This window comes from Streptomyces sp. NPDC046335, assembly GCF_055587985.1.
On the sequence record NZ_JBVJFF010000005.1, the window covers coordinates 497,840 to 523,275 of the forward strand.

The window sequence follows — 25,436 nt, forward strand, 5'->3', positions numbered from 1 at the left end:
CCCGACATGCGATGGCCACCGACGTTGTTCAAGACTGTAACCGAAGCCCCGGACCCCTGAGATAGTCGTCCGAACCGCGAGATGGATCACATATGGGAGGACCCTGACCGTGCTGGAAGAGGCCGAGCGCTGGCTGAGCAGGCGTTCCTGGTCGGTCGCCGACCGTCCGGCGGACCGGCTGGCCGCGGCCAAGCGCGCGTCCGGCGCGACGGTGAGCGTCGTCCTGCCCGCCCTCGACGAGGAGCGGACCGTCGGCGCGATCGTCGCCGAGATCCGCCGCGAGCTGATGGAGCGGGTGCCGCTGGTCGACGAGCTCGTGGTGATCGACTCCGGCTCGTCCGACCGCACCGCCGAGGTCGCGCGGCAAGCGGGCGCCAGGGTCGTCCACCGGGACGCGATACTGCCGCGCCTCCCGGCCGTGCCGGGCAAGGGCGAGGTGCTGTGGCGCTCACTCCTGGTCACCGACGGCGACATCGTGGCGTTCGTCGACGCGGACCTGAAGGAGTTCTCCGCCGACTTCGTGACGGGGATAGTGGGCCCGCTCCTGACCGAGCCCGACGTGCACTTCGTGAAGGCGATGTACGACCGCCCCCTCGGCGCCGAGCCCGACCCGACCGGTTCCGGGGGCCGGGCATCCGGCCAGGGCGGGCGGGTCACCGAGCTGATGGCGCGCCCCCTCCTGAACATGCACTGGCCACTGCTCGCCGGGTTCGTCCAGCCGCTCGGCGGCGAGTACGCGGCCCGCAGATCCCTCCTCGAACGGCTGCCCTTCCCCGTCGGATACGGGGTGGAGCTCGGGCTGCTCGTCGACGCGCTGCACACCGTCGGGCTCGACGCGCTCGCGCAGGTCGACGTGGGGGTGCGCAGGCACCGGCACCAGGACGGGCAGGCGCTCGGACGGATGGCGGCGGCCATCTACCGCACGGCGCAGCTGCGGCTCGCGCGCGGACACCTCGTACGCCCGGAGCTGACGCAGTTCGAGCGGGGCGAGCACGGGTTCGTGCCGCGTACCTACGCGGTGGACACGGAGGAACGGCCTCCGATGACCGGGATATCCGAGTACGCGCACCGGCGTGTGGCGTAAGCGCTCGTCCGTCGTGTCTGGCGGAGTCCGGTCGGCATACGTTTGAGCGTTTCCGGTACGGGCTACGTTTTGCCACATGGTTCCAGAGCCCCGTTCGTCGACAGCAGCGCAGGTACTCGTCGCGTCCAACCGCGGCCCCGTCTCGTACTCCGTGGGAGAGGACGGGGAGCTCACCGCCAAACGCGGCGGCGGCGGACTGGTCTCAGGACTGAGCGCCATCGGTGACGAGGCGGACGCCCTGTGGGTGTGCGCGGCGCTCGGCGAGGGCGACCGGGAGGCCGTGCGGCGCGGGGTCTCCGAGCCGGGCGTGCGGATGCTCGACGTCGACGCGGGCGCCGGTGAGGGCGTGCACGCGGCGGCCTACAACGGCATCGCCAACTCGGTCCTGTGGTTCGTCCACCACATGCTCTACCAGACGCCGCTCGAACCGTCCTTCGGCCCGGAGTTCCGCGCCCAGTGGAAGGCGTACGAGACGTACAACCGCGCGTTCGCCGAGGCGCTCGCCGCGGAGGCGGCGCCCGGGGCCGCGGTCCTCGTGCAGGACTACCACCTCACGCTCGTCCCCGGCATGCTGCGCGAACTCCGCGGCGACCTGCGGATCGGGCACTTCTCGCACACCCCGTGGGCGCCCGCCGACTACTTCCGGATGCTCCCCGACGACGTGGCGGAACAGGTTCTCCGGGGCATGCTCGGCGCCGACCGGCTCGGGTTCCTCACCGGGCGGTGGGCCGACGCCTTCACGGAGTGCTGTGTGCGGCTGCTCGGCGGCACGTCGGGCACGCGCATCGGTGTGCACGGCCTCGGCGCCGACGCGGACTTCCTGCGGGAGCGGTCACGGCGTGACGACGTCGAGGAGCGGATGCGGGCGCTGCGCGAGCAGATCGGCGAGGGCCGCAAGGCGATCGTGCGGGTGGACAGGACCGAGCTGTCCAAGAACATCGTGCGCGGCCTGCGGGCCTACCGGCAGTTGCTCCAGGAACGCCCCGAGTGGCGGGAGCGGGTCGTCCACGTCGCCTTCGCCTACCCCTCGCGGCAGGATCTCGCCGTCTACCGCGACTACACCGCGGAGGTCTCGCGCGTCGCCGAGGAGATCAACTCCGAGTTCGGCACGGCGGGGTGGACGCCGGTCGTCCTGCACGTCAAGGACGACTTCGCGCGGTCGCTCGCGGCGTACCGTCTCGCCGACGTGGCGCTGGTCAACCCCATCCGCGACGGGATGAACCTCGTGGCCAAGGAGGTGCCCGTCGTCTCCGACGAGGGGTGCGCGCTGGTGCTCTCGCGGGAGGCCGGGGCGTACGAGGAGCTGGCCGAGGACGTGCTCGCGGTGAACCCCTACGACGTCTCGGCCACGGCGGCGGCGCTGCACGCGGCGCTGATCATGGCCCCCGAGGAGCGCGCGGAGCGCACCAAGCGCCTCGCGGCGGCGGCCACGGCTCTGCCCCCTGCGCAGTGGTTCCTCGACCAGCTGCACGCGCTGACCGGCGAGGGGTCCTAGCCGCCGCTTCGCGGCGATTCTTTCCCACCCACCCGCCCGTTGCCCCGCGTCACGGGGGATGGGTGGGCCGGGGGTCAGCGTGGTGCGTCGAGGTTCGCCGTGATGGCCGTCAGGAGAGTGATCACTCCCTGGGGGCCGTCCACCACCAGGTCCGCGCGGTCCGCGAGCTCCGTGACCTCCGCGCTGCCGCTGCACACCAGGAGGCCCGCGACGCCGTCCGAGCGGAGCTTCTCCACCGCCCCGAAGGCCGGCAGGTCGCCCAGGTCGTCGCCCGCGTAGAGAACCGACTCGGCGCCCACCTCGCGGAGGTACTCCGCCAGGGCCACGCCCTTGTCCATGCCGGGCGGGCGCAGCTCAAGGACCATGCGGCCGGGCTCGACGATCAGGCCGTGGCGTCCCGCCAGCTCCGCCAGCGGCTCGCGCAGGGCGTCGAACGCCGCCTGCGGGTCCTCCGCGCGGCGGGTGTGGACGGCGACCGCGCGGCCCTTCTCCTCCGTCCAGGTGCCGCGCCAGGCCCCGATCGCGTCGAGGAAACCGGGCAGCTCGGCCCGGACCGCGGCGACGCCGGGGTGCTCCTCGGCGGCCTGCACGGTGCCGGTGACGGCGTCCCAGCGCTCGGCGCCGTAGTGCCCGAGCACCACCAGGCGCTCAAGGCCCGGCACGCCCGCGAAGCCGCCGTAGCGCACCGCGACGCCCGCCGGGCGGCCCGTGACCACGGCGACGGACCGCAGGCGCGGGGCGAGCGCGGCGAGCGCGGGCACCGCGTCGGGGTGGGCGCGGGCCTGCTCGGGGTCGGGCACGATCGCGGCGAGCGTGCCGTCGAAGTCGAGGGCCACGACGGCCCGTTCCGGCCGCGCCACAATCGCGGCGAGCCCGTCACGGCCTGCGGGCGTGACGGGCTCGGGCAGTCCAGGACGTGCCGGCTCGGCGGGCTGCGCGTACGTAGGGTCACCCATGGGCCCGACCCTAACGGGATCAGCGCTCCTCGCGCCGTGACTCCCGCACCCGGCGCAGCCGATTGACCGTAATCGGATCGTGCGCGAGGGCCCGCGGATCGTCCAGAAGGGCGTTCAGGAGCTGGTAGTAGCGCACCGGCACCATGCCGAGCTCCTCACGCACGGCACGTTCCTTCGCGCCGGGACCCGGCCAGTCGCGCCGCTCCAGGGCGAGCACGGCACGGTCCCTGTCCGAAAGTTCCTGTCCGGTCATGCCAGACACGCTATTCCGCGTTCTCCGCGGCCGCCGCCTTGTTCTGGATACGGCCGAGCACCGAGGCGGGGTTGCCGTTCCTCTCGACGGTCTTGCCGATGTCCTTCTTGATGTCGGCGGAGACCTGCGCCCAGGACGTCTTGCCCACCGGGTAGAGCTGCGAGGTCGGCAGCTCCTTGAGGAACTTGCCGAGCTCGCTGTCGCCACGCTCCTCGGCCATCGTCTCGGACGCCGACGTCGTCACGGGCAGGATGTCGTACTCGTTGGAGAAGTCGAGCACGTTCTTCTTGCTGTACACGTAGTCGAGGAACTTGCCGGCCTCCTCGCGGTGGCCGTTCTGCTTGAACGCCATCATCCAGTCGGCGACACCCATCGTGGCCTGCGCCTTGCCGTTGACGCCGGGCGCCGGCACCATGCCGAACTTCACGCCCTTCTTGGCGGCCATCTTCATCAGCGTGGGGTGGCCGTTGAGCATGCCGACCTCGCCGCGCGAGAACGCCGCGAAGGCCTCGGCGCGGTCCAGCTTCCCCGGCGCCTTGGGGCCGGTCAGGCCCTTGCCGACGAGCTCGTCCCGCAGCCAGGCGAACGTCTTGGTGTTCTGGGCGGAGTCGATGCTGTAGGAGCTGACGTTGTCGGTGTAACCGCCGCCGCCGCTGAGCATCCAGATCAGCGTCTCGGCGGGCGCCTCCTCGGGTCCGAGGGGCAGCGCGTACGGGATCTTCACGCCGCGCGCCTTGAGGACCTTCGCGTCGGCCTGGAGCTCGCTCCAGGTCTCCGGCGGGGTGAGGTTCGCGTCCTTGAAGATCTTGGTGTTGTAGAACAGCAGGCGCGTGGAGGAGGCGAACGGCATGCCGTACTGGGTGCGGTTGACCTCACCGGCCCGGGCGAGCGGGGTCAGGAAGTCGGCCTGGGTCGCGATGGAGAGGACCTCGTCGGCCTCGTACAGCTTGTCCTGGTCCGCGTAGTCGGCGTAGGCGCCGATCTGGGCGAGGTCGGGGGCCTCGTCCTTGTCGACCATCTCCTTGACCTCGCGGTCCACGTCGTTCCAGGAGTGGACGGTCACGTCGACCTTGATGCCGGGGTTCTTCTCCTCGAACCCCTTGATGACCTTGTCCCAGTACTTCTTGGAACTGTTCGCCGCGGAGTCGCCGTAGTCCGCTGCCACCAGCTTCAGGGTGACGTCGCCGGAGTCGCCCGGACCGCCGCAGCCGGCGAGCACGCCCGCCATGCCCAGTACGGCCACCGCCGCGGTCAGTCCTGTCACGCGCCGCTGCACAGCTGTCCCACCCTCATTGCTTCCAGGTAACTCGGGGCTTGCCACCCCATAGCTCTTGAACTGCGAGTTTCTCTCGCACCCGGACACAAGGTCTACACCACCCGAGTATCACTTGTGCAACGGCGGCCACAAGGGGTCCGGCGGGCGGGCCTGCGTTGCCGCGTGCGCCCCGCGGCTGCTATGCACGTCACGTTCGTGCAGAGCCGTACTGACGAGGAGCCCTGGCGCATGTCGCGTACCGCAGCAGAAATAGCCACACAGCCCGCCTGCTGGCAGCGGGCGGTGGAGGCGGCCGCCGCCTTCGAGAGCCTGCCGGAGCCGGGTGAGCGGGTCGCCGTCACCGGGTGCGGGACCTCGTGGTTCATGGCCATCGCGTACGCGGCGCTGCGGGAGGCGGCGGGGCAGGGCGAGACCGATGCCTTCGCCTCCTCGGAGTTCCCTGCCGGGCGGAAGTACGACCGGGTGGTCGCGATCACCCGGTCCGGTACGACGACGGAGGTCCTGGAGCTGCTCCGGCGGCTCAAGGGCGCGGTGCCGACGGTCGCGCTGACCGCCGACCCGAAGACGCCGGTCATGGACGCGGCGGACGCGGTGGCCGTCCTGGACTGGGCGGACGAGGAGTCGGTCGTGCAGACCCGCTTCGCGACGACCGCGCTGGCGTTCCTGCGGGCCGGCCTCGGGGACATCCCTGGCGTGAAGCCGGTGGCCGACGCCGCCGTCGACGCCGAGCTCGCGGTCTCGGAGCCGCTGCCCGCCTCCGTGGTCGGGGCGGAGCAGTGGACGTTCCTCGGGCGCGGCTGGACGTACGGGCTCGCTCTCGAGGCGGCGCTGAAGATGCGGGAGGCGGCGGGTGCCTGGACGGAGTCCTACCCGGCCATGGAGTACCGGCACGGGCCGATCTCCATCACGGGGCCCGGCCGGGTGGCCTGGATGTTCGGTGCGCTGCCGGAGGGCCTCGCGGGGGATGTCGCCCGGGTCGGCGGCGAGCTGGTGGCCCGTCAGGAGGCGGACCCGCTGGCCGAACTGATCCGCGCACAGCGGCTCGCGGTCGCCCTCGCGGAGGCGCGAGGCTTCGACCCGGACCGCCCCCGCAACCTCACGCGAAGCGTGATCCTCGACTGAGGCGGGTGGGGGGACCCGTCAGAAGCCATGAAAGCGATTACCGCGAGTGGACTAGACCTTTCATGGGGTGACGCGCGAGACTGGGGGGCGTGAGACACGTCATCGCCCTCGATGTGGGCGGCACCGGAATGAAGGCCGCCCTGGTAGGGGCGGACGGCACCCTGCTGTACGAGGCGCGCCGCCCGACGGGCCGCGAGCGCGGGGCCGAGGCCGTCGTGGAGACCATCCTCGGCTTCGCCGAGGATCTGCGCGCCCACGGCATCGCCCACTACGGAGAACCGGCCGCGGCGGCAGGCGTAGCCGTACCCGGCATCGTCGACGCGGACCGGGGCGTCGCCGTGTACGCGGCCAACCTCGGCTGGACCGACGTCCCCCTGCGGGACCTCCTCAGCGCCCGCCTGGCAGGCGTCCCCGTGGCCCTGGGCCACGACGTGCGCACCGGCGGCCTCGCCGAGGGCCGCATCGGCGCGGGCCGGACCGCCGAGCGCTTCCTCTTCGTACCGCTCGGCACGGGCATCGCGGGCGCCATCGGCATCGGCGGCGCCATCGAGCCCGGCGCCCACGGCTCGGCCGGGGAGATCGGCCACATCGTCGTACGCCCCGGCGGCCCGCCCTGCGGCTGCGGCCAGCGCGGCTGCCTGGAGCGCCTGGCGTCCGCGTCCGCGGTCAGCAAGGCCTGGGCCGAGGCCAGCGGCGACCCCGAGGCGGACGCCGCGGACTGCGCCAAGGCCGTGGAGTCCGGCGACCCGCGGGCCCTGGAGGTCTGGCGCACCGCCGTCGACGCCCTGGCCGACGGGCTGCTCACCGCCCTCACCCTGCTGGACCCGGACACGCTGATCATCGGTGGCGGTCTCGCCGAAGCCGGGGAAACGTTGTTCACGCCGCTGCGGGCCGCCGTCACGGAACGCGTCGTGCAGTTCCAGACGCTGCCGGACATCGTCCCCGCGGCCCTCGGCGACACCGCGGGCTGCCTGGGCGCGGGCCTCCTCGCCTGGGACCTCCTCGACAACCCGAAGCCCGGCACCACAGACCCAGGCACCACAGACCCCGATCCCACGAACCCCGATCCCACGGAGGTAACCGCCTGATGGCCGCCAGCAAGGTTCTCACCGGTGCCCGAGTGGTACTGCCGACCGGGACGGTCACCGCCGGCCGCGTCATCGTCGACGGCGCGCGCGTCGCGGGCAGCGCCCCCGGGTCCGCCGAGACCGTCGACCTCTCCGGCCACTGGCTGGTCCCCGGCTTCGTGGACATCCACAACCACGGCGGCGGCGGGGCCTCCTTCACCTCCGGCACCGTCGAGGACGTCCTCAAGGGCGTGCACACCCACCGGCTGCACGGCACGACCACGATCGTCGCGTCGACCGTCACCGGTGAGATGGACTTCCTCGCCCAGCGCGCCGGCCTGCTCAGCGAACTGGCCGAGCAGGGCGACATCGCCGGCGTCCACTTCGAGGGGCCGTTCATCTCGCCGTGCCGCAAGGGTGCCCACAGCGAGGCGCTCCTGCGCGACCCCGACCCCGCGGACGTCCGCAAGCTGATCGACGCCGCCCGCGGCCACGCCAAGATGCTCACCCTCGCCACCGAGCTGCCCGGCGGCCTCGACTCCGTACGGCTGCTCGCCGAGCACGGCGTCATCGCGGCCGTCGGCCACACGGACGCCACGTACGAGCAGACGGTGGCGGCGATCGACGCCGGTGCCACCGTCGCCACGCACCTCTACAACGCCATGCCGGGCCTCGGCCACCGCGCCCCCGGGCCGATCGCCGCCCTCCTGGAGGACGAGCGGGTCACCGTCGAGCTGATCAACGACGGCACGCATCTGCACCCGGCCGCCCTGGAGCTGGCCTTCCACCGCGCGGGCGCGGACCGCGTCGCCTTCATCACCGACGCGATGGACGCGGCGGGCTTCGGCGACGGCCGGTACATGCTCGGCCCGCTGGAGGTCGAGGTGAAGGACAGCGTGGCGCGGCTCGTCGAGGGCGGCTCCATCGCGGGTTCCACACTGACCCAGGACCGCGCCTTCAAGCGCTCGGTGACCGTCGACGGGCTGTCCGTCGAGGACACCGTCCGGGCCCTGTCCGTCAACCCCGCCAAGCTCCTCGGGATGTACGACACGGTCGGCTCCCTGGAGCCCGGCAAGGACGCCGACCTGGTGGTCCTCGACGCGGAGTTCGACCTCAAGGGCGTCATGCGCAAGGGCGAGTGGGTGGTTGCGCCCGATTAGGGCCGACCGGTGCTTTTTTGAGAAGGCGGTTGACCCGCGCCTCTGGGCCAACCGCCTTCTGTTTGGCATGATCAGAGCCGTAGAGGGGTGCGTCGGCAAGCGCGTTCCCCAGGGCACGGGGACGACTTCGGGGGTGGCACGGGTGATCCTCACCGTCACGCTGAACACCGCCCTCGACCTCACCTACCGCGTGCCCGCCCTCACCCCGCACGCCTCGCACCGCGTGACCGGCGTGACCGAGCGCCCCGGCGGCAAGGGCCTCAACGTCGCCCGCGTCCTCGCCGCCCTCGGCCACGACGTGACCGTCACCGGCTTCGCGGGCGGCGACACCGGACGCGCCCTGCGCGACCACCTGGCCGCCGGCGAGCCCCGCGTCACCGACGCGCTCGCGGAGGTCGCAGGGACCACCCGCCGCACCCTCGCCGTGGCCGACGCCGCGACCGGCGACACCACCCAGTTCAATGAGCCCGGCCCCGCGATCACCCCCGACGAGTGGACCGCCTTCCTCGACACGTACGAGGAGCTGCTCCGCGCCCCCGGGACCGGCGCCGTCGCGCTCTGCGGCAGCCTGCCGCCCGGCGTGCCCGTCGGGGCGTACGCACTTCTCGTACGCGCCGCACGCGCCGCCCGCGTGCCGGTCCTGCTCGACACCAGCGGGGAGCCGCTGCGCCGGGGCGTCGCCGCCCGCCCCGACATCGTCAAGCCCAACGCCCACGAGCTGGCCGAGCTGACCGGCTCCCACGAACCCCGGCAGGCCACCCGCGACGCCCGCCGCAGGGGCGCGCACAGCGTGGTCGCCTCCCTGGGCGCCGAGGGCGTCCTCGCCGTCACGCCCGAGGGCACCTGGCAGGCCCGGCCCCCGGCCATGGTCCGCGGCAACCCCACGGGAGCGGGCGACTCGGCGGTCGCCGGGCTGCTCTCCGGCCTCGCCGAGGGGCTGCCGTGGCCGGAGCGCCTGGCCCGCGCCGTCGCCCTCTCGGCGGCGACGGTGGCCGCCCCGGTGGCGGGCGAGTACGACGTGCCCACCTATGAGGACCTGCTGCCGCGCGTCACGGTGACCGACCGGACCGCGGCGTGAACGGACCCGCGTAACACCGCACAACGGGGCGCCGCGCCCTGGGAACTGGGGAGCACCGTGCCACTGGTCAGCACCGGCGATCTCGTCACGGAGGCCCGCTCCGCGGGTCACGGCGTCGCCGCGTTCAACGTCATCACCCTGGAGCACGCCGAGGCGATCGCCCTCGGCGCCGAGCGCGCCGGGGTCCCCGCGGTCCTCCAGATCTCCGAGAACGCCGTGAAGTTCCACGGCGGGCGCCTGTCGGCCATCGCGGCGGCGACCGCGGCGGTGGCCCGCGCCTCCTCGGCCCGCCTCTCGCTCCACCTCGACCACGTCATGGACGTCGAGCTGCTGCGGGCGGCCCACCCGGAGGGCTTCAGCTCCGTCATGTTCGACGCCTCGAAGCTGCCGTACGAGGAGAACGTGCGGGCCACGGCCGACGCGGTGCGCTGGGGTCACGAGCGGGGCATCTGGATCGAGGCGGAGCTCGGGAAGGTGGGCGGCAAGGAGGGCGAGGCCCCGCTGGACGCGCACGCGCCCGGGGTGCGCACCGACCCGGCGGAGGCCGCGGCGTACGTGGCGGACACCGGCGTCGACGCGCTCGCGGTGGCGGTCGGCTCCTCGCACGCGATGACGGAGCGCACGGCGGCCCTGGACCACGCCCTGATCGCGTCCCTGGCGGCGGCCGTCCCCGTCCCGCTGGTCCTGCACGGCTCCAGCGGCGTACCGGACGACGAGATCCGCAGGGCCGTCGCGTCCGGCATGGTGAAGATAAACGTGGGCACGGCCCTGAACACGGCGTTCACCGGCGAGGTCCGCGCGTACCTGGCGGCGGAGTCCAAGGGCGTCGACCCCCGCAAATACCTCGCCCCGGCTCGCGAGGCGATGACCGGGACGGTGGCGGACTTCCTGGGACTGCTGCGGTGATCTCCTGGGTTCAGGCCTAGCCCTGGTCGCCCTTGACGAGCCACATCTGGTCGATGTTCGCGCCGACCGACCCGCAGAGGTTGCTCTGGTCGCAGGTGAGCGTGACGGTGTTGGTGCCCTTGGTGAGCTGCACCACGGCCCAGGTGTTCGTCCAGCCCTTCTCCCAGTCGCCTTCCTTGGCGCCGGAGAAGTTCTTCATGTTCAGCGGGCGGGTCTGCTTCTTGCCGTTGACGAGGATCGAGGCGTTGGAGTCCTTGCCGGGGACGCCGTAGTTCACGCGCAGGCTGTACGACCCGGGCTTGTCGATGCCGTTGACCGTCCACGTCACCTGGGCGCCGACCTTGTCGAAGCCCGCGACGTACACGCCGCCGTCGGCCTTCGCGCCGTCGATGTCGGACGCCGTGCTCGTGCCGCCCTCCAGCTTCAGGGCCTTCGCGTCCGTCTTCGGCAGCTCGACGTCCTTCTTGGGCTTCTTCGTCGGCTTCTCGCTCGGCTCGACGGTCTGGGCCTGCGACGGCTTGCCGCCCGCTTCCCCGCCGTCGTCGCTCTTGTCCCCGTCGCCGCCGAAGAGCAGGGCGGCGCCGATCCCGATGGCGACGACGGCCACCACCGCTATCGCCGCGATGAGCAGCCCCTTGTTGTTCGGGCCGCGGCCCCGGCCCGAGGGCGCGTACTGCGGGTTCGCGACGGGGGCGCCGCCGGGCTGCGCCTCGGGCGCGGTGTAGTGCGCGTTCGGCCGGCCGTAGGCCTGCTGGGGCTGCTGCGGGGCCTGCTGGCCGTACGCCTGCTGCCCTTGTGTCTGCTGGCCGTACGTCTGCTGTCCATAGGCGGGGCGGCGGTCGCCGACCGCTCTGACGTGGTTGTACGAGGAGCGCGGACCGGGGTACCCATAACCGCCCCCACCGTTGGGTGGGGTCGCTCCGGCAGCCTGCCCGTCCTCGTACAGGTAGCCGAACGGATCGTCGTCGCCCTGCGGCGCGCTCGGCGTGTTCTCGCCGTTATTGCCGGGCGTCATTCCCAGGTCACTCCCTCATATCGCTGACGCGGGGAGCCTACCCGGTCCAAGTGGGGCCAAGAGGTGGCGTTGACCTCATCGAGACCGCTAACCGGCCCGCCTGTGCTGCTTGGCACGTGAGCGTTTCTCCACGTACATCCGCTGGTCAGCCGAGTGCAACACTTCGTCCGCCGACATCCCGCAGTGTGCCCAGCCGATGCCGAAACTCGCCCCCACCCGGACCGCCCGCCCGTCGACGCGGATCGGCGGGATGATCGCGTTCCGCAGCCGCACGGCGAGGTCCTGGGCGTCGGCGCGGCCCAGACCGTCCGCGAGGACGACGAACTCGTCACCGCCGAGCCGCGCCACCGTGTCCCCGTCCCGCACGCCGCTGGTGAGGCGCCTGGCCACCTCTATGAGGACGGCGTCGCCGGTGTGGTGCCCGAAGCGGTCGTTGATCGACTTGAAGCCGTCGAGGTCGCAGAAGAGGACCGCGAGGCCCTTGGTGCCGTCGTCCACGTCCCCCTCGCCCTCGGGCGCGACGGTGTGGACGTGGCGGTCGAAGCCGTCGTCCGGCTGACGCGACGCGGGCCCGAAGTCGAAGCCGTGCTCGTAGGCGGCGTCGAGGGAGTCCACGGCGCTCGGCTGCCCCGCGTGGGGCCTGCGGCAGAGCCGGGCGCCGAGCCTGGCCCGCAGCTCGGCGGAGTTCGGCAGGCCGGTCAGCGAGTCGTGGCTGGCCCGGTGCGCCAACTGGAGCTCGCGCCGCTTGCGCTCCTCGATGTCCTCGACGTGCGTGAGCAGGAAGCGGGGCCCGTCGGCGGCGTCGGCGACCACGCTGTTGCGCAGGCTGACCCAGACGTACGTGCCGTCGCGCCGCGCGAGCCGCAGCTCGGCCCGGCCGCCCTCGGCGGAGGTGCGAAGGAGGGTGCCGATGTCCTCGGGGTGGACCAGGTCGGAGAAGGAGTAGCGGCGCATGGCGGACGCGGGGCGGCCGAGGAGGCGGCAGAGCGCGTCGTTCGTGCGCAGGATGCGGCCGTGCTGGTCCCCGCCCATCTCCGCGACGGCCATGCCGGAAGGCGCGTACTCGAAGGCCTGCCGGAAGGATTCCTCGCTGGCGCGCAGCGCCTGCTGCTCCCGCTCCAGGCGGACGAGTGCGCGCTGCATGTTGGCCCGCAGCCGGGCGTTGCTGATCGCGATGGCGGCCTGGAAGGCGTACATCTGAAGGGCCTCGCGGCCCCAGGCGCCTGGCCTGCGGCCGTTGCGCGGCCGGTCCACGGAGATCACGCCGAGCAGCTCGCCGCCGGCGCCGGACGCGTACATGGGGGCGAAGAGGCGGTCCGCCGGGTGCCACTCGTCCTCGAAGCGCGGCTCGGGGCCCTCGGTGTACCACTGCGGGACGTCGTCGTCGTCGAGGACCCAGCCCTCGGTGAACGAGATGAAGCGCAGGGCGCCCCAGGACTCACCCATCGCCAGGCGGCGCTCCCAGGCGTCGCGGGAGCCCACGCGTCCGGTGATGAGCGCCTCGGCGGAGGAGTTGCCCGCGAAGGCGGCGACCACGAGGTCACCGTCCGGGCGCACGAGATTGACGCACGCCAGCTCATAGCCAAGGCCGTTGACGACGCCGTCGGCGACCGTCTGCAGCGTGTCCGCCAGGCTCCGGGCCGTGTTCAGCTCCGCAACCACCTGATGCAGCTGCCGCAGGGTCGCAAGACGGACGTACGGCTCCGACTCGGTCTCCATGCTCGTTCTCCCCGAGACCTCGACAGCAACTCCAGGATGCGCAGCGCCCGCAGTGTCTTCGTCTGCTTCCGTGCCCGTGTGTTCTGTGCCCTTGTGCCCTCAGTGTCTTATTGCCACCGTCACTGAATCACAGCGAGCTGCTCACTCGGTACACAGGGTCAACAAAATATGGGTCCTGTGACTCAAGTCACAGGTGAGGCACTGCCGTTGGTCCAGACCCTTCAGGATCGGCGGCGTCCGGCGGCACTGCGTGCCACCTCCGGGTTTCCCGCTTCCGTACGGCTCCGCACGCCCGCGCGGGGCCCATCTCGGCCCTCGGTCCTAGGACCGGTCTCGGCCCAGGGCCCGATGTGACCGGGGAGCCGCGCGGGCTAGCGTCGGCACCGTGGCTCACGTACTGAAGACTCCCCCCGCCCCGTCCACCCCGCGCCACCCGTCACAGGATGGGCATGCTGAGGGGGTGAGCAACGACGAGTTCCGCGCGGCGATGTCCCGCCTGGCCGCCGGCGTCGTCCTGGTGACGGCGCGCGAGCCGGGCCTTGACCCGGACGACCCGAGCGCCCCGGCGGGCGAGGACGTCGGCATGACGGCGACGTCCTTCCTCTCCGTCTCGCTGGACCCGCCCCTGGTCCTGGTGAGCCTGCGCGAGGGCTCCCGGATGGACGACCTGCTGGCCGAGCAGCCGATATGGGCGGTCTCGGTGCTCGCAGAGAGCCAGCGCCACATCGCGGGCCGCTTCGCCATGAAGGGCCGGATCAGCGACCGCCTGCTCTTCGAGGACATCCCCTGCGTACGGGGCGAGAGGTCCGGCGCCCCGCTGGTCGGCGGCGCGCTGGCGGCGCTGGAGTGCCGCACGGAGCAGACGGTGCGGGCCGGTGACCACACGCTGGTGATCGGCAGGGTCCTCACGGCGTCCGTGCCGGGCGGCGACGGGGCGCCGCTGGCGTACTTCCGGGGCCACTACCGGCAGCTCGGCTAGCGGAACGGGGGGTCAGCCCCAGCCCGGTCCTATTCAGCCCCAGCCCTGGCTGGGGTCATCCCCAGCCCTCGCCCGAGCGGCCGCGCTTGGTCTCGCTGCGCTGCTTCTTGTTGCGCAGCCTGCGTTCGTTGATGCCGCGCGGGATCTTCGTGGCGCGGCGCGGCTTGGGCGGCGGGGCGGTGGCCTCGGCGAGCAGCGAGACGAGGCGGGTGACGGCCATCTCCCTGTTGCGCCACTGGGAGCGGTGCTCGCTCGCCCGTACGCCGATGACACCGCCGACGAGCCGGGAGTCGAGCCGCTCCATGGCCCGCTCCTTCCAGACGTCGGGCAGCGCGTCGGTGTTCGCGAGGTCGAACCGCAGCTCGACCTGGGAGTCACTGGTGTTGACGTGCTGGCCGCCGGGACCGGAGGACCGCGAGAAACGCCACATGAGCTCGGCCTCCGGCAGGGAGACCGAACCGCGGATACGGAGCTTTTCCGGGGAGAGACCCCCGGACCCCCTGCTGAGACCGGACATGCCCCTATGGTCCCGCGCCTGTCGGGCTCACGTCACGCTCTTTTTCCGGGGACGGCCCCCGGCGCTCCCGGCGCCCCCGGATCACCGGGTAAAGAAAGTAAAGGGAACTGGAACCTGGGGACGCTGGACGTCGTTGGTACCGATGACGGTAGCTTCGTCCCCAGTACGAAGCGCCGGAGTGCACCGTGCGCACGCAAACGAGGGAAGGACTCCCAAAAAATGGCAGTAAGCCTGTCCAAGGGTGGCAACGTCTCGCTGACCAAGGAGGCTCCGGGCCTGACCGCCATCACCGTGGGCCTCGGCTGGGACGTCCGTACCACCACCGGCACCGACTTCGACCTGGACGCCTCCGCGATCGCGGTGAACCCGCAGGGCAAGGTCTTCTCGGACCAGCACTTCATCTTCTTCAACAACAAGGCGACGCCGGACCAGACCATCGTCCACACCGGTGACAACGTCACCGGCCAGGGCGAGGGCGACGACGAGCAGATCACCGTCAACCTCGCGGGTCTGCCGGCCGACATCGAGAAGATCGTCTTCCCGGTCTCCATCTACGACGCCGAGAACCGCTCGCAGAACTTCGGCCAGGTCCGCAACGCGTTCATCCGCATCGTGAACCAGGCGGGCGGCACCGAGATCGCGCGCTACGACCTCTCCGAGGACGCCGCCACCGAGACCGCCATGGTCTTCGGCGAGCTGTACCGCAACGGCGCGGAGTGGAAGTTCCGCGCCGTCGGCCAGGGCTACGCCTCGGGCCTGGTCGGCATCGCCCAGGACTTCGGCGTGAACGTCTAAGTCCCCGCGACGCCTGGCCGAGGCCGATAGCGCCGCCGGTCGGCGAAGCACTCAAAAGTCCCACCGACACGCCGTTCACAGCGGCGTGCCGGTGGGACTTTTTTGCGCCCTGCTGTCCTGATCCGCTAGCGGAAAGGCGGACTAGTATGGATACTGGACTAGTGGGCCCGGGCGAACTAGTCGGTCGGTCGGGACGGGTCGGTTCAGGTCGGGTGAGGGAAGGGATGTGCGTGCCGTGGGTGTCGTGAACGGTTCCTGGGTGCGCGCCGCGCTGCCCCTGTGCCTGCTCGGAATCCTCGAAGGCGAGCCGAAGAGCTACGGATACGCGCTGCTCAGCAGGCTCGCCGACGCGGGACTCACGGGCGTGAAGGCCGCGACCCTCTACCCCGCCCTCACCCGCCTCGAAGAGGAGGGCGCCGTCGAGGTCGAGTGGGGCGCCGGCGAGGGCGGACCCGGACGGAAGTACTACCGGATCACCGAGGAGGGGCGAGCGAGGCTGCGGCGTGACCAGGCCGCGTGGGGTGACTTCACCCGGACCGTCGACTCGCTCCTCACAGAGGGGGACGCATGAACAAGACGCGGGGCGAGAGCCTCAGCTGGGTCAGGGAAGAGGACGAGGACTGGGCCGCGACGTTCGAGCTGCGGCTCGTCCTGCGGCACGACGCGCCCGCCGGGCTCGCCGACGAGGTGCTCGCCGAGGCCCACGAGATCGTGGGCGAGGCGGGGCGGCCCGCGCTGGAGGTCCTCGGCGATCCGGAGGCGTACGCGGAGACGGTCGCCGCCGAGCGCATCGGCGAGGCGCACCGGGCCCGCGTCGACACGGGCGGCCTGACGCCGGGCGAGCGGATCGTCGCCGCGCAGGTGTCGCTCGGCTTCGTCGGCCTGGTCCTCTGCCTGCTCGACTGGGTCAGGGACGGGCTCTGGGTGGACGTGACGCCGTCCGCCGCTGCGGCCTTCGCGGCGGTCACGCTCACCGTGGCGTGCGCGGCCGTCGCCGTGGTGGCCGGTGCGGCCGGGCGGGCGCGGGGCATGTGGGGTTTCGCGGCGGGGTCCTTCGTCGCCGTGGCCGGAGGCGGCGTGCTGGCGCTCGTCCTGCCCGACGACCGGCTGTTCAGCGTGCCCGCGCCCGTGCTCGCCGTCGGCTGCGCGGCCGTCATGGCGGCGGCCGTGGCACTGCCGGAGGCCCGTATCGACCGGTGGTTCACCGCGCCGCCCGCGACGGGCAACGACGAGGCGTGGCTGACCCGCCTCGGCAGCCTCCTGCGCGGCCGGCACGCGATGCGGGCGGCCGAGGCGCGAGGCCACGTACAGGAGGCGCGGCAGCATCTGGCCGCCGCGCCGGAGGGAGAGCGGGCCGAGGACGCCTTCGGCGACGTGGAGGTGTACGCGCTGCGGCTGGCCGAAGGCCCCGCGAGGGCGGGCCGGCTGGCACGCAGGAAGCTGTACGGGACGGGCGCCGCGATCCTGGTGTTCACGGTGCTGCTGGTGGACGACCTGGTCGGCGACGCCGACGGCTCACCGTTCTGGGCGGCTCTCTACGTCGGCGTCATGGGCTTTCTGATGTGGACCTTCTGGACGGAGTGGCGCGAGGTCCGCGGCGAGGGACGGGGCGCGGCGGAGCGTCCCGCGGACTGACCCCGGCGGGCTGGGCCTCACCGGGCCGGTGACCATGTACCCGGTGACCCGGTGGCCGGTGGCCGGTCAGGGCTGGTCGGGCCTGCCGTTCCCGTAGAGCCAGTCGCCCCAGATGCGGCTGACCCGCGTCCGGGCCTCGTCGCCGCCCGCGTGTTTCTCGACGTACTCGGTGAAGTCCCGCGTGCTCGCGTTGCCGTGGCGGTGCGTCTTGGCCCAGCCGCGCACGATGTCGTGGAAGGTGCCGTCGCCCACCGCCCGGCGGATCTTGTGGATGACCATCGCGCCCCGCTCGTAGACGGGCGGGTCGGAGATGTGCGCGGCGCCGGGCGGCCTGCCGGGCGGGAAGGCCCAGATGGCCGCGTTGTCGGAGGCTTTCACGTAGCGCGTGCCGGCGTAGAGCTGGTCGAAGACGCGCTGGGCGCTGTCGCCGCCGTGGTCCTCCGCGTACAGCCACTCGGCGTACGTCGCGAAGCCCTCGTTGAGCCACATGTCCCGCCAGGACATCGGCGTCACGGAGTCGCCGAACCACTGGTGGGCCAGTTCGTGGACGAGGAGGCCGGTAGTGGGAGCGCCGGCGAAGACCGGGCGGGTCTGCGTCTCCAGGGCGTATCCCGCGTCCTCCTCGCGGTCGACGACGGCGCCCGCGGCGGAGAAGGGATAGGGACCGAAGCGGCCCTCGCCCCATTTCAGGATGTCCGGGATCTTCGCGAGGGCCTCGCGGCCCGCCTTGGCCTGCGTGGGGTCGACGGCCGTGATGACCGGCAGCCCCGCCTCGGTCGTCGAGGACCGCATCTCGTACTTCCCGACGGCCACGGTCGCCAGATAGCTGGCCATCGGTTCGGCGCTGTGCCAGACGAAGGTGGTACGGCCGTCCTTCTCCGACTCGCGGGTCAACTCACCGTTGGAGACGGCTTGGACCCCCTTCGGGACCGTGATCCGTATGTCGTACGAGGCCTTGTCGCTCGGGTGGTGGTTGCCGGGGAACCAGGCCATGGAGCCGGTCGGCTGGCCGAGCGCGAGCGCCCCGTCGGCGGTCCTGAGCCAGCCCTCCTTGGAGCCGTCGGGGTCGGTGATGGTCTCGGGAGTGCCGGAGTAGCGGACGCTCGTGCGGAACGTCTTGCCCCTGGCCGGCCCGTCGTCCGGCCGGACCGTCAGCTCCTGGCCCGCGCGGCGGAAGCGGGCGGGCTCGCCCTCGACGGTGACGCCGGAGACGTCGAGTCCCCGCAGGTCGAGGTTGAAGGCGCTGAGGTTCTTGGTGGCGCGGGCGGTGATCTCGGCGGTGCCCGTGAGGTGCCGGGAGGCGGGTTCGTAGCGGAGGGTCAGGTCATAGTGCGTCACGTCGTAGCCGCTGTTCCCGAGCTTGGGGAAGTACGGGTCACGGACACCGTCACCGCCCGGGGTGCCGCCCGAACCCGTACCCCCACAGGCGCCGACGGCCACGGTGGCGAGCAGGACGGCTGCGCCTGTGGCGAGGGCTCGGGCAGCGGCTCGGGCGACGGCTCGGGCGGCCGGGAGTCTTCGCGGGTCCACGCGGTGATCTTATGCGGCATATGTTCTGTACGGGGGGTTGTCCCGTCGGGGGTTGTCCCTTACAGGGGCCGCCACGTCTCGGGGGCTGTCCCGCTCAGCGGTTGAGGGCTGCGACGCCTGCCCGCGCGAACTTCTCGTCCAGGTCACCGCTCGGGGCGCCCGCGACGCCGATGCCCGCGACGGGCGCGCCCTTGGCGGTCACAGGAACGCCACCGGCGAGGAACAGCGTGCCCGGGATGTCCTTGAGGTTCGGCGCCTTGTCCAGGCGCTCGGCGAGCTCGGAGGTGGGGGCGTTCCAGGAGACGGCGGTGTAACCCTTCTTCTCGGCGGACTCGTAGGACTGCGGCCCCGCGCCGTCGCCGCGCAGCGTGACGACGGTGTTGCCGTTGCGGTCGACGACGGCCACGGAGACCCGCTGGTTCTCCTTCTTCGCGGCGTCGAGCGCGGCCTGCGCGGCCTTGGTGGCGGCGGCGACGGTCAGGTGCGTGGACCGGCCGAGGTTCTTGTCGCCCGCGTCGGCGGTGACGGCGGCCTTCGTGGCGGCGTCCGGGGTACCGGCGTTGGCGGATACGGCACCGAAGGCCCCGGCGCCGAGAGCGGCGGCGGCGACCGTGACGGTGAGGGCGCGGGTGCGGAGGGAGAGCTTCTGCATCGGGGGTTCCTGGAGTGGTGAGGGCGCGCTGAAGGCGCTGGAGGCGAAAGAGGAGGGGGCTTGTTCCCCTCTGCCGTCAATCCTCGGGTCGCGCCCGCGCCCCGCCCCTCGGCATACCGGCTGGGAGCCGCGCGCGACTCGGCCGACACCGGGGTCAGCCGATCGGTTGACCCCTCGGTGGCCCGAGCGAGCCACAATGAGGGTGTCTGCCCAGTTCAGCGACCGCGTGACGGCGGTACGAGATGCCCGGGGGGGGAGACGCAATGCCGGAGATGCCGGAGATGCCGGAGATGCCGGTACGAGAGGAAGGCGCCCCGTGGGACAGCGCACGCCGGGCCTTCGCCCCCGCCCCCGCACGGAGGACCCCGACGCCCGTCGGCTCGCGGCCGTCATGCACGCGACGTTCTACCTGCTCCTCGCCACCTCGCTGGCCCGCTTCCTGCTGCGCCACCCCGGCGGCGCACGCGTCCCGTGGATCATCGCGCTCGCAGCGGTCCTGGCGGTCCTGTACGCCGCCCCCTTCCTGACCAGCACGCCTCTGCGTACGACGAGCACGCCTCTGGAGAAGCGCGACGCCACGCCCTTGCCGTCGGGGCCCGCGCCCGGCGCCGCCCGCCCCACTCCCCGCCACCTCGCGTGGCTCGCGCTGGTCGTCGCGGTCTGGCTGGTCCTCGTCGCTCTGGCGCCGAGCTTCGGGTGGTGCGCGGTGCCCCTCTTCTACACCGGGCTGCGTACGCTGCCGCAGCGCGCGGCCCTGGCCCTGGTGGCCGTCCTGACCGGCTGCGTGATCGCGTCGCAGCTGCGGCTCGCGGGCCGCTACGACCCGGACCTGATCCTCGGACCACCCGCCGTGTCGGCGATCGCGACGGCCGTCTTCATCCACATGCGGCGGCAGGCCGCCCGCCAGCGGGAGCTGATCGACGACCTCATCCGCACCCGCCGCGAACTGGCCGCCACCGAGCGCCGCGAGGGCACGCTCGCCGAACGCCAGCGCCTTTCCATGGAGATCCACGACACTCTGGCCCAGGGCCTGTCCAGCCAGCAGATGCTGCTCCAGGCGGCCGACCGCCTCTGGGACACGGATGCGGCGAGGGCCCGCGCCCATGTGCGTACCGCCGAATCGATCACCGAGCGCGGCCTCGCCGAAGCCCGGCGCTTCGTGCACGACCTGGCGCCCGCCGACCTCGCCGACGGCGGCGGTCTGCCAGAGGCCCTGCGGGCGCTCGCGGAGCGGGAGTCGGATGCCGGCCTCAAAGTGCGCTTCCACGCCGAGGGCGCCCTCGTGCCGCTGCCGGACCGGGTCGGCTCGGCGCTGCTGCGGACGGCGCAGGGTGCGCTGGCCAACGTACGCGAACACGCCGACGCCACCACCGCGGCGCTGACCCTGACCCTCCTCGACGACCAGGTGGTCCTGGACGTCGCGGACGACGGCCGCGGCTTCACCCCACCGTCCGGCACGGCACCGCGGCCGGGCGTACGCGGCCACGGCCTCCCCGCGATCCGGGCACGGGCCCGGCAGCTCGGCGGCACCCTGACCATCGAGTCCTCGCCGAACGAGGGCTCGGTCCTCTCCGTGGCGATCCCACTGGGGTCCGTGGCTGCCCCGCCCGACGCACCGTCGCCCCCTTCGGAGCCGCTGTCATGACCGAGAACGTGCCCCGTGCCGTCCGTCTCCTGGTCTGTGACGACCACGCGGTCGTGCGTGCGGGTCTGCTCGCCCTGCTCGGCAGCGCGCCGCGCATCGAGGTGGTCGGTGAGGCGGGCACGGGCGAGGAGGCGGTCGCCCTGGCCGCGAAGCTGACGCCTGACGTGGTCCTGATGGACCTCCAGCTCGGCGAGGGCATCGACGGCGTGGAGGCGACGCGCCGCATCACCTCGCCGTCGCCGGGCGCCCCGCCGCACGTCCTGGTCCTGACGACGTACGACACCGACGCGGACATCACGCGAGCGATCGAGGCGGGCGCCACGGGCTACCTCCTCAAGGCGGAACGCCCCGAGGAACTCTTCTCGGCGATCCACGCCGCCTCCCAGGGCCGCACCACGCTCTCGCCGCCGGTCGCCTCCCGCGTCATGGCCCGCATGCGCGCCCCCGTGCCCACGCTCACGGAACGCGAACGCGACATCCTCGGCCAGCTCTCGCGGGGCCTCGGCAACCGCGACATCGCCCGCGCCCTGTTCATCAGCGAGGCCACGGTGAAGACACACCTGGGCCGCATCTACGACAAGCTCGGCGTCGACACGCGGGCGGGCGCGGTGGCGCTGGCGAAGGAGCAGCGGCTGCTGCCCTGACCGCGGGCGACGAGGCCGCCTCCCCCGGGCGGCGGAGGTGGGATCACCGGGCCGGAGGAGGCGGTGACCCGGCCCCCGACGGCATCGTGCTGTGCGTGAAGACGACGACAGCGGCGACGGTGCCTCGGCCGGCGCCCCGGCCGGCGCCTCGGTGGGCGCGGAGGGCGGCGCACGCCATCGCGTGGTGCGCGGTCCCGTCCGGCCTCTGGCGCCTGGCGATGGCCTGCGGGATCTACGTCGGGTACAGCGACGAGGTCCTGCGTGAGCAGTACGGGGTGCCCGGCTGGGGCATCGCGTACCTCGTCGCGCTCGTGGTCCTCCAGGAGGCCGCGGCCCTGCTCCCGCTGCTCCTGGTGACGGACCGCCTCCGGCGGCCGAGGCTGGTGGCGGCGACGGCGTGGGCGGCGTCGGCGGTCACGCTGCTGCTGGCGGCGAGCCAGGTGGTGGTGTACTTCACGGTGGAGTCCCGTTCGTACCTGTCGCCCGCGGCGAGCACGGTGACGGCCCTCTGCTACGCCCCGCTGTTCGTGGTCCCGCCGCTGCTGACGGCCGTGGCGTGGTCGTACGCGAAGAGGCACAGGCCGCTGTGACGGGCCCCGCCCGACGCCGCTCCGGCGCGACCGGCGGCCGGGCCGTGACACCATCGGCTCCGTGCTCGACATCGGCTACGCGCTCTCCCGCCGCTTCCCTGACCCCCCGCAGCTCGACTACAGCCGCGCGGACACTCACACGCTCCGTCATGACCTCTTCTGCGGGGACGTCTACCTGGCGGACACCAAGGCGGACCGGGAACTGTCCACAGCCTGGGGATGGGTACCCGTCCTCGACTTCGCGTGGGCGCTGTGCGACATCGTGGAGGCCCTGGACAAGAACCCGCTCGGCAGCAGGGCCTCGCGGCCGCAGTACGCGGAGCTGGACTTCACGGAGTCCGCGGACCGGATGCTGTTCACCCGGCGGTTCGGCTGGGTGGACATCGAGGCGGACTGGATGGACGCGGAGGAGGCTCCGCTGTCCTTCTCCCACGCCGAGCTTCGCCGCGAGGCGCGTGACTTCCTCCACGACCTCGTGGCGGACCTGACGGACCTCCACGACTCCCTCGCGGACAACCCGGCCCTGTGGTCCCTCCAGTCCCGCTACCCCCGCCTCCCCGCCTAGCCCCTGCCTCGTCGGATCACCCGGCGGTGCGCGCCCTGCACAGCAGCGCCATGTCACCCAGCAGCGGCTCTCCCCGCAGAAGCGCCCGCTCCCCCGGCGGCACGACCTCCCCGCAGGAGCACCCGGCCACCCGGCAGCGGCTCCCCCTCACAGCCAACGCTCGGTCACCCGGCGGTGGCTCTGTCCCGGTAGGAGCGCCCTGTCGCCCGGCGGTGCGGTCTCTGCACGGCCAGCACCCGATCACCCGGCGGCGGCCTCTCCGCAGCCAGCACCTGGTCGCCCGGCGGCAAGCTCTCGCAGGAGCGCCCGGCCGCCCGGCGGCGCGGTCTCCCCCACAGCCAGCACCCGATCACCCGGCGGCGGCCTCTCCGCAGGAGCGCCCTGCCGCCCAGCGGCGCGCCTCCCCCCCCAGGAGCGCCTTGTCACCCCCCGGCGAGCTCCCCCAGTAGTGCCTTGTCACCCGACGGCAAGCTCTCGCCCAGGAGCAAGGCCCGAGGCCACCCCCGGTCAAAGCCAGAGGCCAGCCCGGTCAAGGCCAGAGGCCAGCCCCTTCAAGGCCCAGGGGCCAGCTCCGGTCAAGGCCTAGAGGCCCGCCACCCGGACGCCCACCTGCGCCGCGAACCCCGCCGCCAGGTCCATCAGTTGCTCCGGGCTGATCACCGCGCCCGCCAGGCATTCGATGCCCCGCGTGATCTGGAGCTCTCCCGCGGCGCGCAGGTCCACGTCCTTCATGCGGGTGCCGCTGAAGTCGACCCCCCGCATCGAGCAGCCCACGAACGCCACCCGCTCCAGGGAGGCGAGCGCGAAGTCCGGCTCCACCAGCACGCAGTCCTCGAAGATCACGTCCCGCAGCCGCGCCTTCCGCACGTTCAGATAGTCGATCTTGCCGCCCCGCACCACGACCCGCTCCAGCACGCCCCCGTGCAACTGCACGCCCCCCAGCCGCGCGTCCACCACCTCCACATCCCGCAGCGACGCCTCCGCCAGGTCCGTGCCCACCCCCCGCGGCTCCCGGAGGACCGAGTCCACGAAACGCGCGCGGCTCAGCCGGGTCTCACCGAGCCCGCAGCCCGTCAGCGCGCAGTCCATGAAGAGCGCGCCGCCCCCGTCCATCCCCCCGAGGTCGAGGCCGTCGAACTCCACCCCGTCATAGTCCCCGTCGGGCACCAGCTCCCCGCCGTCGAACGGCCGCAGCGGCGGCAGCCGCACCTCGGCCCGCCGCGCGGCCTTGACCACCGGAACGGCCTTCGAGGACCGCGAGGACTTCGAGGACTTCGAGGACTTCGTCGTCTGACCCATGCCCCCATCCTGCACGCCACCACTGACAACGCCCCCGAAGAATCCGGGGAACCCGATGTCACATCCCGCCCCCTCCCACCCGTCGAAGAAGTGAAGCCCAGCAGAGAGGGAGCCCCGCAATGCCCACGCCCCACGCCACGCACGTCACCGTCATCGGCGGCGGCTTCGCCGGTCTCACCGCGGCGATCACCGCCGCGGAGGCAGGCGCCCGCGTGACCCTGTACGAGTCCCACCACACCCTCGGCGGCCGGGCCCGCACCGCCGAAGGCCCGTACCGGACGAACGAGGGCCCGCACGCCCTCTACAACGGCGGCCCGCACTGGACCTGGCTCAAACAGCGCGACCTCATCGGCCCCCTGGCCCCGCTGCCGCCCCTGGAGGGCGCCCGGCTCCGCTTCCACTACCGCGGGAAGCTCCGCCGCACCCCGCCCTTCGGCCTGCTCAAGCTGTTGCGCCGGAAGGTCGAACAGGCACCCGTCGACGAGGACTTCATGTCCTGGGCCACGCGCCAGGTCGGCGAGGAGGGCGCGCGGGCCGCCGCGCACTACGTCGCCGTGGCCACGTTCCACCACGACCCCGGCGCCCTCTCCGCCCGCTTCGTCCACGAGCGCCTGCGCCGCACGGCGAAGCTGCCCCCCGAGGCGCACTACCCGCGCGGCGGCTGGGACTCGGTCATCGACCGCATGGCGGCGATGGCCTGGAACCTCGGCGTACGGGTGGAGACGCTGGCCCGCGTCGACGACCTCGCCGACGTCGCGGGGCGCGGGCCGGTCATCGTCGCCACGTCGCTCGACGCCGCCCGCCGCCTGCTCGACGGCGACCCGGTCCTGCGCTGGGAGAGCGGCCGCACCACGCTCGTCGACGTGGCGTTCCGCTCCCGCGCCGGCGACGCCTTCGCCGTGTCGGACCTGGACCGCACCGGCTGGGTCGAGCGTTTCACCGCCCAGGACCGCGCGCTCGCCCCGGCGGGTGAACAACTCGTCCAGGCGCAGCTCCCGCTCGCCCCCGACGAGTCGAAGGCGGAGGGCGTCGCCCGCGCCGAGCACCTGCTCGACCTGGGCTTCAGCGGCTGGCGCGACCGGCTGACGTGGCGCCGCGCCTCGGTGGCGAACGGCCGTACGGGCGCGGTGGACCGCCCCGGCACCACCTGGCGGGACCGCCCGGCGATCGACCGCGGCGACGACGTGTACCTGGCGGGCGACCAGGTGGCGGCGCCCGGCGTGCTCTCCGAGGTGTCGTTCAACAGCGCGGTGGGAGCCGTGTCGTCGGCACTGACGAAAACGAAGACGCAGACCAAGTGGACAACGAAGACGCGGACGGGGGCGGGGACGGATACGGGGACGGAGACGGGGCTTGACCTCAACTCCACTTCAGGTTGAAAGGTTGGGGTCGCAGGGCCACAGGGCAAGAACACCGGCACCCGCCGACCGCCCTGACTCCAAGAGGCCCTGATG

Annotated in this window: 25 protein-coding genes; 16 read left to right on the forward strand and 9 right to left on the reverse strand. The window is 72.7% G+C overall.

All coding sequences use genetic code 11. The features are described 5' to 3' along the window. Nucleotides 1-109: 109 nt before the first annotated feature. Both ACZ6JY_RS14695 and ACZ6JY_RS14700 read left to right on the forward strand, forming a co-directional pair. Nucleotides 110-1,084 (forward strand): glucosyl-3-phosphoglycerate synthase, encoded by a 975-nt coding sequence (locus ACZ6JY_RS14695; RefSeq protein ID WP_469195855.1) that lies wholly within the window; start codon nucleotides 110-112, stop codon nucleotides 1,082-1,084. A 76-nt stretch (nucleotides 1,085-1,160) separates the two neighbouring features. Next, nucleotides 1,161-2,579, forward strand: a complete 1,419-nt coding sequence (locus ACZ6JY_RS14700; protein ID WP_469195857.1) for an alpha,alpha-trehalose-phosphate synthase (UDP-forming) — start codon at nucleotides 1,161-1,163, stop codon at nucleotides 2,577-2,579. 74 nt (nucleotides 2,580-2,653) lie between these two features. Here ACZ6JY_RS14700 and otsB read toward each other — a convergent pair whose 3' ends face one another. From otsB to ACZ6JY_RS14715, 3 genes are read right to left on the reverse strand one after another with little or no spacing between them, the layout of a single operon-like run. Next, on the reverse strand, nucleotides 2,654-3,535 hold the full coding sequence (gene otsB, locus ACZ6JY_RS14705) for a trehalose-phosphatase (protein ID WP_469195859.1): 882 nt from the start codon (nucleotides 3,533-3,535) through the stop codon (nucleotides 2,654-2,656). A gap of 19 nt (nucleotides 3,536-3,554) precedes the next feature. Next, a complete protein-coding gene (locus ACZ6JY_RS14710) occupies nucleotides 3,555-3,788 on the reverse strand; it encodes a DUF3263 domain-containing protein (RefSeq protein ID WP_469195861.1) in 234 nt (77 codons plus the stop codon). Nucleotides 3,789-3,798: 10 nt separating this feature from the next. Further along, nucleotides 3,799-5,064: an ABC transporter substrate-binding protein gene (locus tag ACZ6JY_RS14715; protein WP_469195863.1), complete on the reverse strand. Its 1,266-nt coding sequence runs from the start codon at nucleotides 5,062-5,064 to the stop codon at nucleotides 3,799-3,801. A 228-nt stretch (nucleotides 5,065-5,292) separates the two neighbouring features. Between ACZ6JY_RS14715 and ACZ6JY_RS14720 the strand changes: the two genes are divergently transcribed. The 5 genes from ACZ6JY_RS14720 to ACZ6JY_RS14740 all read left to right on the forward strand — a co-directional run bounded on the left by ACZ6JY_RS14720 (nucleotide 5,293) and on the right by ACZ6JY_RS14740 (nucleotide 10,397). After that, on the forward strand, nucleotides 5,293-6,186 hold the full coding sequence (locus ACZ6JY_RS14720; protein WP_469195865.1) for an SIS domain-containing protein: 894 nt from the start codon (nucleotides 5,293-5,295) through the stop codon (nucleotides 6,184-6,186). A gap of 89 nt (nucleotides 6,187-6,275) precedes the next feature. Next, nucleotides 6,276-7,274 carry an ROK family protein gene (locus tag ACZ6JY_RS14725; protein ID WP_469195867.1) on the forward strand — a complete coding sequence of 333 codons (999 nt, stop codon included), beginning with the start codon at nucleotides 6,276-6,278 and terminating at the stop codon, nucleotides 7,272-7,274. Then, entirely contained in the window at nucleotides 7,274-8,413 is a 1,140-nt protein-coding gene (nagA, locus tag ACZ6JY_RS14730) for an N-acetylglucosamine-6-phosphate deacetylase (RefSeq protein ID WP_469195869.1), read from the forward strand. Before ACZ6JY_RS14725 ends, nagA begins: the two co-directional genes overlap by 1 nt. Nucleotides 8,414-8,555: 142 nt before the next feature. Next, nucleotides 8,556-9,491, forward strand: coding sequence for a 1-phosphofructokinase family hexose kinase (locus tag ACZ6JY_RS14735; RefSeq protein WP_469196154.1), 936 nt, complete (start codon nucleotides 8,556-8,558; stop codon nucleotides 9,489-9,491). A gap of 57 nt (nucleotides 9,492-9,548) precedes the next feature. Continuing rightward, on the forward strand, nucleotides 9,549-10,397 hold the full coding sequence (locus tag ACZ6JY_RS14740; protein ID WP_469195871.1) for a class II fructose-bisphosphate aldolase: 849 nt from the start codon (nucleotides 9,549-9,551) through the stop codon (nucleotides 10,395-10,397). Nucleotides 10,398-10,413: 16 nt separating this feature from the next. On the opposite strand, the gene ACZ6JY_RS14745 is transcribed toward ACZ6JY_RS14740, so the two are convergent. Both ACZ6JY_RS14745 and cdgB read right to left on the reverse strand, forming a co-directional pair. Beyond that, the gene (locus ACZ6JY_RS14745) at nucleotides 10,414-11,412 is read right to left on the reverse strand and encodes a carbohydrate-binding protein (protein WP_469195873.1); all 999 of its coding nucleotides are present in this window, start codon (nucleotides 11,410-11,412) and stop codon (nucleotides 10,414-10,416) included. Nucleotides 11,413-11,499: 87 nt separating this feature from the next. Beyond that, nucleotides 11,500-13,131: a diguanylate cyclase CdgB gene (cdgB, locus tag ACZ6JY_RS14750; protein WP_469195875.1), complete on the reverse strand. Its 1,632-nt coding sequence runs from the start codon at nucleotides 13,129-13,131 to the stop codon at nucleotides 11,500-11,502. A 487-nt stretch (nucleotides 13,132-13,618) separates the two neighbouring features. Here cdgB and ACZ6JY_RS14755 point away from each other — a divergent pair, with 487 nt between their 5' ends. Then, nucleotides 13,619-14,110, forward strand: a complete 492-nt coding sequence (locus tag ACZ6JY_RS14755; protein ID WP_469196156.1) for a flavin reductase family protein — start codon at nucleotides 13,619-13,621, stop codon at nucleotides 14,108-14,110. Between the two features lie 55 nt (nucleotides 14,111-14,165). Here the strand turns inward: ACZ6JY_RS14755 and arfB are convergent, their stop codons facing one another. Further along, on the reverse strand, nucleotides 14,166-14,627 hold the full coding sequence (gene arfB / locus ACZ6JY_RS14760; RefSeq protein WP_469195877.1) for an alternative ribosome rescue aminoacyl-tRNA hydrolase ArfB: 462 nt from the start codon (nucleotides 14,625-14,627) through the stop codon (nucleotides 14,166-14,168). A gap of 219 nt (nucleotides 14,628-14,846) precedes the next feature. On the opposite strand from arfB, the gene ACZ6JY_RS14765 reads away from it, so the two are divergent. From ACZ6JY_RS14765 to ACZ6JY_RS14775, 3 genes are all read left to right on the forward strand, one after another. Continuing rightward, nucleotides 14,847-15,422: a TerD family protein gene (locus tag ACZ6JY_RS14765; protein WP_447038962.1), complete on the forward strand. Its 576-nt coding sequence runs from the start codon at nucleotides 14,847-14,849 to the stop codon at nucleotides 15,420-15,422. 235 nt (nucleotides 15,423-15,657) lie between these two features. After that, on the forward strand, nucleotides 15,658-15,993 hold the full coding sequence (locus ACZ6JY_RS14770) for a PadR family transcriptional regulator (RefSeq protein WP_469195879.1): 336 nt from the start codon (nucleotides 15,658-15,660) through the stop codon (nucleotides 15,991-15,993). Further along, a complete protein-coding gene (locus ACZ6JY_RS14775; protein ID WP_469195882.1) occupies nucleotides 15,990-17,057 on the forward strand; it encodes a hypothetical protein in 1,068 nt (355 codons plus the stop codon). Before ACZ6JY_RS14770 ends, ACZ6JY_RS14775 begins: the two co-directional genes overlap by 4 nt. 66 nt (nucleotides 17,058-17,123) lie before the next feature. On the opposite strand, the gene ACZ6JY_RS14780 is transcribed toward ACZ6JY_RS14775, so the two are convergent. Beyond that, the gene (locus tag ACZ6JY_RS14780; RefSeq protein WP_469195884.1) at nucleotides 17,124-18,587 is read right to left on the reverse strand and encodes a M1 family metallopeptidase; all 1,464 of its coding nucleotides are present in this window, start codon (nucleotides 18,585-18,587) and stop codon (nucleotides 17,124-17,126) included. 94 nt (nucleotides 18,588-18,681) lie between these two features. Then, nucleotides 18,682-19,239: a GlcG/HbpS family heme-binding protein gene (locus ACZ6JY_RS14785; RefSeq protein ID WP_469195886.1), complete on the reverse strand. Its 558-nt coding sequence runs from the start codon at nucleotides 19,237-19,239 to the stop codon at nucleotides 18,682-18,684. Between the two features lie 391 nt (nucleotides 19,240-19,630). On the opposite strand from ACZ6JY_RS14785, the gene ACZ6JY_RS14790 reads away from it, so the two are divergent. The 4 genes from ACZ6JY_RS14790 to ACZ6JY_RS14805 all read left to right on the forward strand — a co-directional run bounded on the left by ACZ6JY_RS14790 (nucleotide 19,631) and on the right by ACZ6JY_RS14805 (nucleotide 22,683). After that, nucleotides 19,631-20,884, forward strand: coding sequence for a sensor histidine kinase (locus ACZ6JY_RS14790; protein ID WP_469196158.1), 1,254 nt, complete (start codon nucleotides 19,631-19,633; stop codon nucleotides 20,882-20,884). Continuing rightward, nucleotides 20,881-21,528, forward strand: a complete 648-nt coding sequence (locus ACZ6JY_RS14795; protein WP_469195888.1) for a response regulator — start codon at nucleotides 20,881-20,883, stop codon at nucleotides 21,526-21,528. Before ACZ6JY_RS14790 ends, ACZ6JY_RS14795 begins: the two co-directional genes overlap by 4 nt. A gap of 95 nt (nucleotides 21,529-21,623) precedes the next feature. After that, on the forward strand, nucleotides 21,624-22,118 hold the full coding sequence (locus ACZ6JY_RS14800; RefSeq protein WP_469195890.1) for a hypothetical protein: 495 nt from the start codon (nucleotides 21,624-21,626) through the stop codon (nucleotides 22,116-22,118). Nucleotides 22,119-22,179: 61 nt separating this feature from the next. Continuing rightward, on the forward strand, nucleotides 22,180-22,683 hold the full coding sequence (locus tag ACZ6JY_RS14805; RefSeq protein ID WP_469195892.1) for a hypothetical protein: 504 nt from the start codon (nucleotides 22,180-22,182) through the stop codon (nucleotides 22,681-22,683). 582 nt (nucleotides 22,684-23,265) lie between these two features. Here the strand turns inward: ACZ6JY_RS14805 and ACZ6JY_RS14810 are convergent. Then, entirely contained in the window at nucleotides 23,266-23,982 is a 717-nt protein-coding gene (locus ACZ6JY_RS14810; RefSeq protein ID WP_469195894.1) for a pentapeptide repeat-containing protein, read from the reverse strand. Nucleotides 23,983-24,101: 119 nt separating this feature from the next. Between ACZ6JY_RS14810 and ACZ6JY_RS14815 the strand changes: the two genes are divergently transcribed. Then, a complete protein-coding gene (locus ACZ6JY_RS14815; protein WP_469195896.1) occupies nucleotides 24,102-25,361 on the forward strand; it encodes an NAD(P)-binding protein in 1,260 nt (419 codons plus the stop codon). Nucleotides 25,362-25,436 lie beyond the last annotated feature (75 nt).

What these genes read in the sequence shown, in the direction of transcription:
- ACZ6JY_RS14700 (WP_469195857.1), top strand. Translation starts at nt 1,161, where the DNA reads ATGGTTCCAGAGCCCCGTTCGTCGACAGCAGCGCAGGTACTCGTCGCG.
- otsB (WP_469195859.1), bottom strand. Translation starts at nt 3,535, where the DNA reads ATGGGTGACCCTACGTACGCGCAGCCCGCCGAGCCGGCACGTCCTGGA.
- ACZ6JY_RS14710 (WP_469195861.1), bottom strand. Translation starts at nt 3,788, where the DNA reads ATGACCGGACAGGAACTTTCGGACAGGGACCGTGCCGTGCTCGCCCTG.
- ACZ6JY_RS14720 (WP_469195865.1), top strand. Translation starts at nt 5,293, where the DNA reads ATGTCGCGTACCGCAGCAGAAATAGCCACACAGCCCGCCTGCTGGCAG.
- nagA (WP_469195869.1), top strand. Translation starts at nt 7,274, where the DNA reads ATGGCCGCCAGCAAGGTTCTCACCGGTGCCCGAGTGGTACTGCCGACC.
- ACZ6JY_RS14745 (WP_469195873.1), bottom strand. Translation starts at nt 11,412, where the DNA reads ATGACGCCCGGCAATAACGGCGAGAACACGCCGAGCGCGCCGCAGGGC.
- cdgB (WP_469195875.1), bottom strand. Translation starts at nt 13,131, where the DNA reads ATGGAGACCGAGTCGGAGCCGTACGTCCGTCTTGCGACCCTGCGGCAG.
- ACZ6JY_RS14755 (WP_469196156.1), top strand. Translation starts at nt 13,619, where the DNA reads ATGTCCCGCCTGGCCGCCGGCGTCGTCCTGGTGACGGCGCGCGAGCCG.
- arfB (WP_469195877.1), bottom strand. Translation starts at nt 14,627, where the DNA reads ATGTCCGGTCTCAGCAGGGGGTCCGGGGGTCTCTCCCCGGAAAAGCTC.
- ACZ6JY_RS14765 (WP_447038962.1), top strand. Translation starts at nt 14,847, where the DNA reads ATGGCAGTAAGCCTGTCCAAGGGTGGCAACGTCTCGCTGACCAAGGAG.
- ACZ6JY_RS14775 (WP_469195882.1), top strand. Translation starts at nt 15,990, where the DNA reads ATGAACAAGACGCGGGGCGAGAGCCTCAGCTGGGTCAGGGAAGAGGAC.
- ACZ6JY_RS14785 (WP_469195886.1), bottom strand. Translation starts at nt 19,239, where the DNA reads ATGCAGAAGCTCTCCCTCCGCACCCGCGCCCTCACCGTCACGGTCGCC.
- ACZ6JY_RS14790 (WP_469196158.1), top strand. Translation starts at nt 19,631, where the DNA reads ATGCACGCGACGTTCTACCTGCTCCTCGCCACCTCGCTGGCCCGCTTC.
- ACZ6JY_RS14795 (WP_469195888.1), top strand. Translation starts at nt 20,881, where the DNA reads ATGACCGAGAACGTGCCCCGTGCCGTCCGTCTCCTGGTCTGTGACGAC.
- ACZ6JY_RS14810 (WP_469195894.1), bottom strand. Translation starts at nt 23,982, where the DNA reads ATGGGTCAGACGACGAAGTCCTCGAAGTCCTCGAAGTCCTCGCGGTCC.
- ACZ6JY_RS14815 (WP_469195896.1), top strand. Translation starts at nt 24,102, where the DNA reads ATGCCCACGCCCCACGCCACGCACGTCACCGTCATCGGCGGCGGCTTC.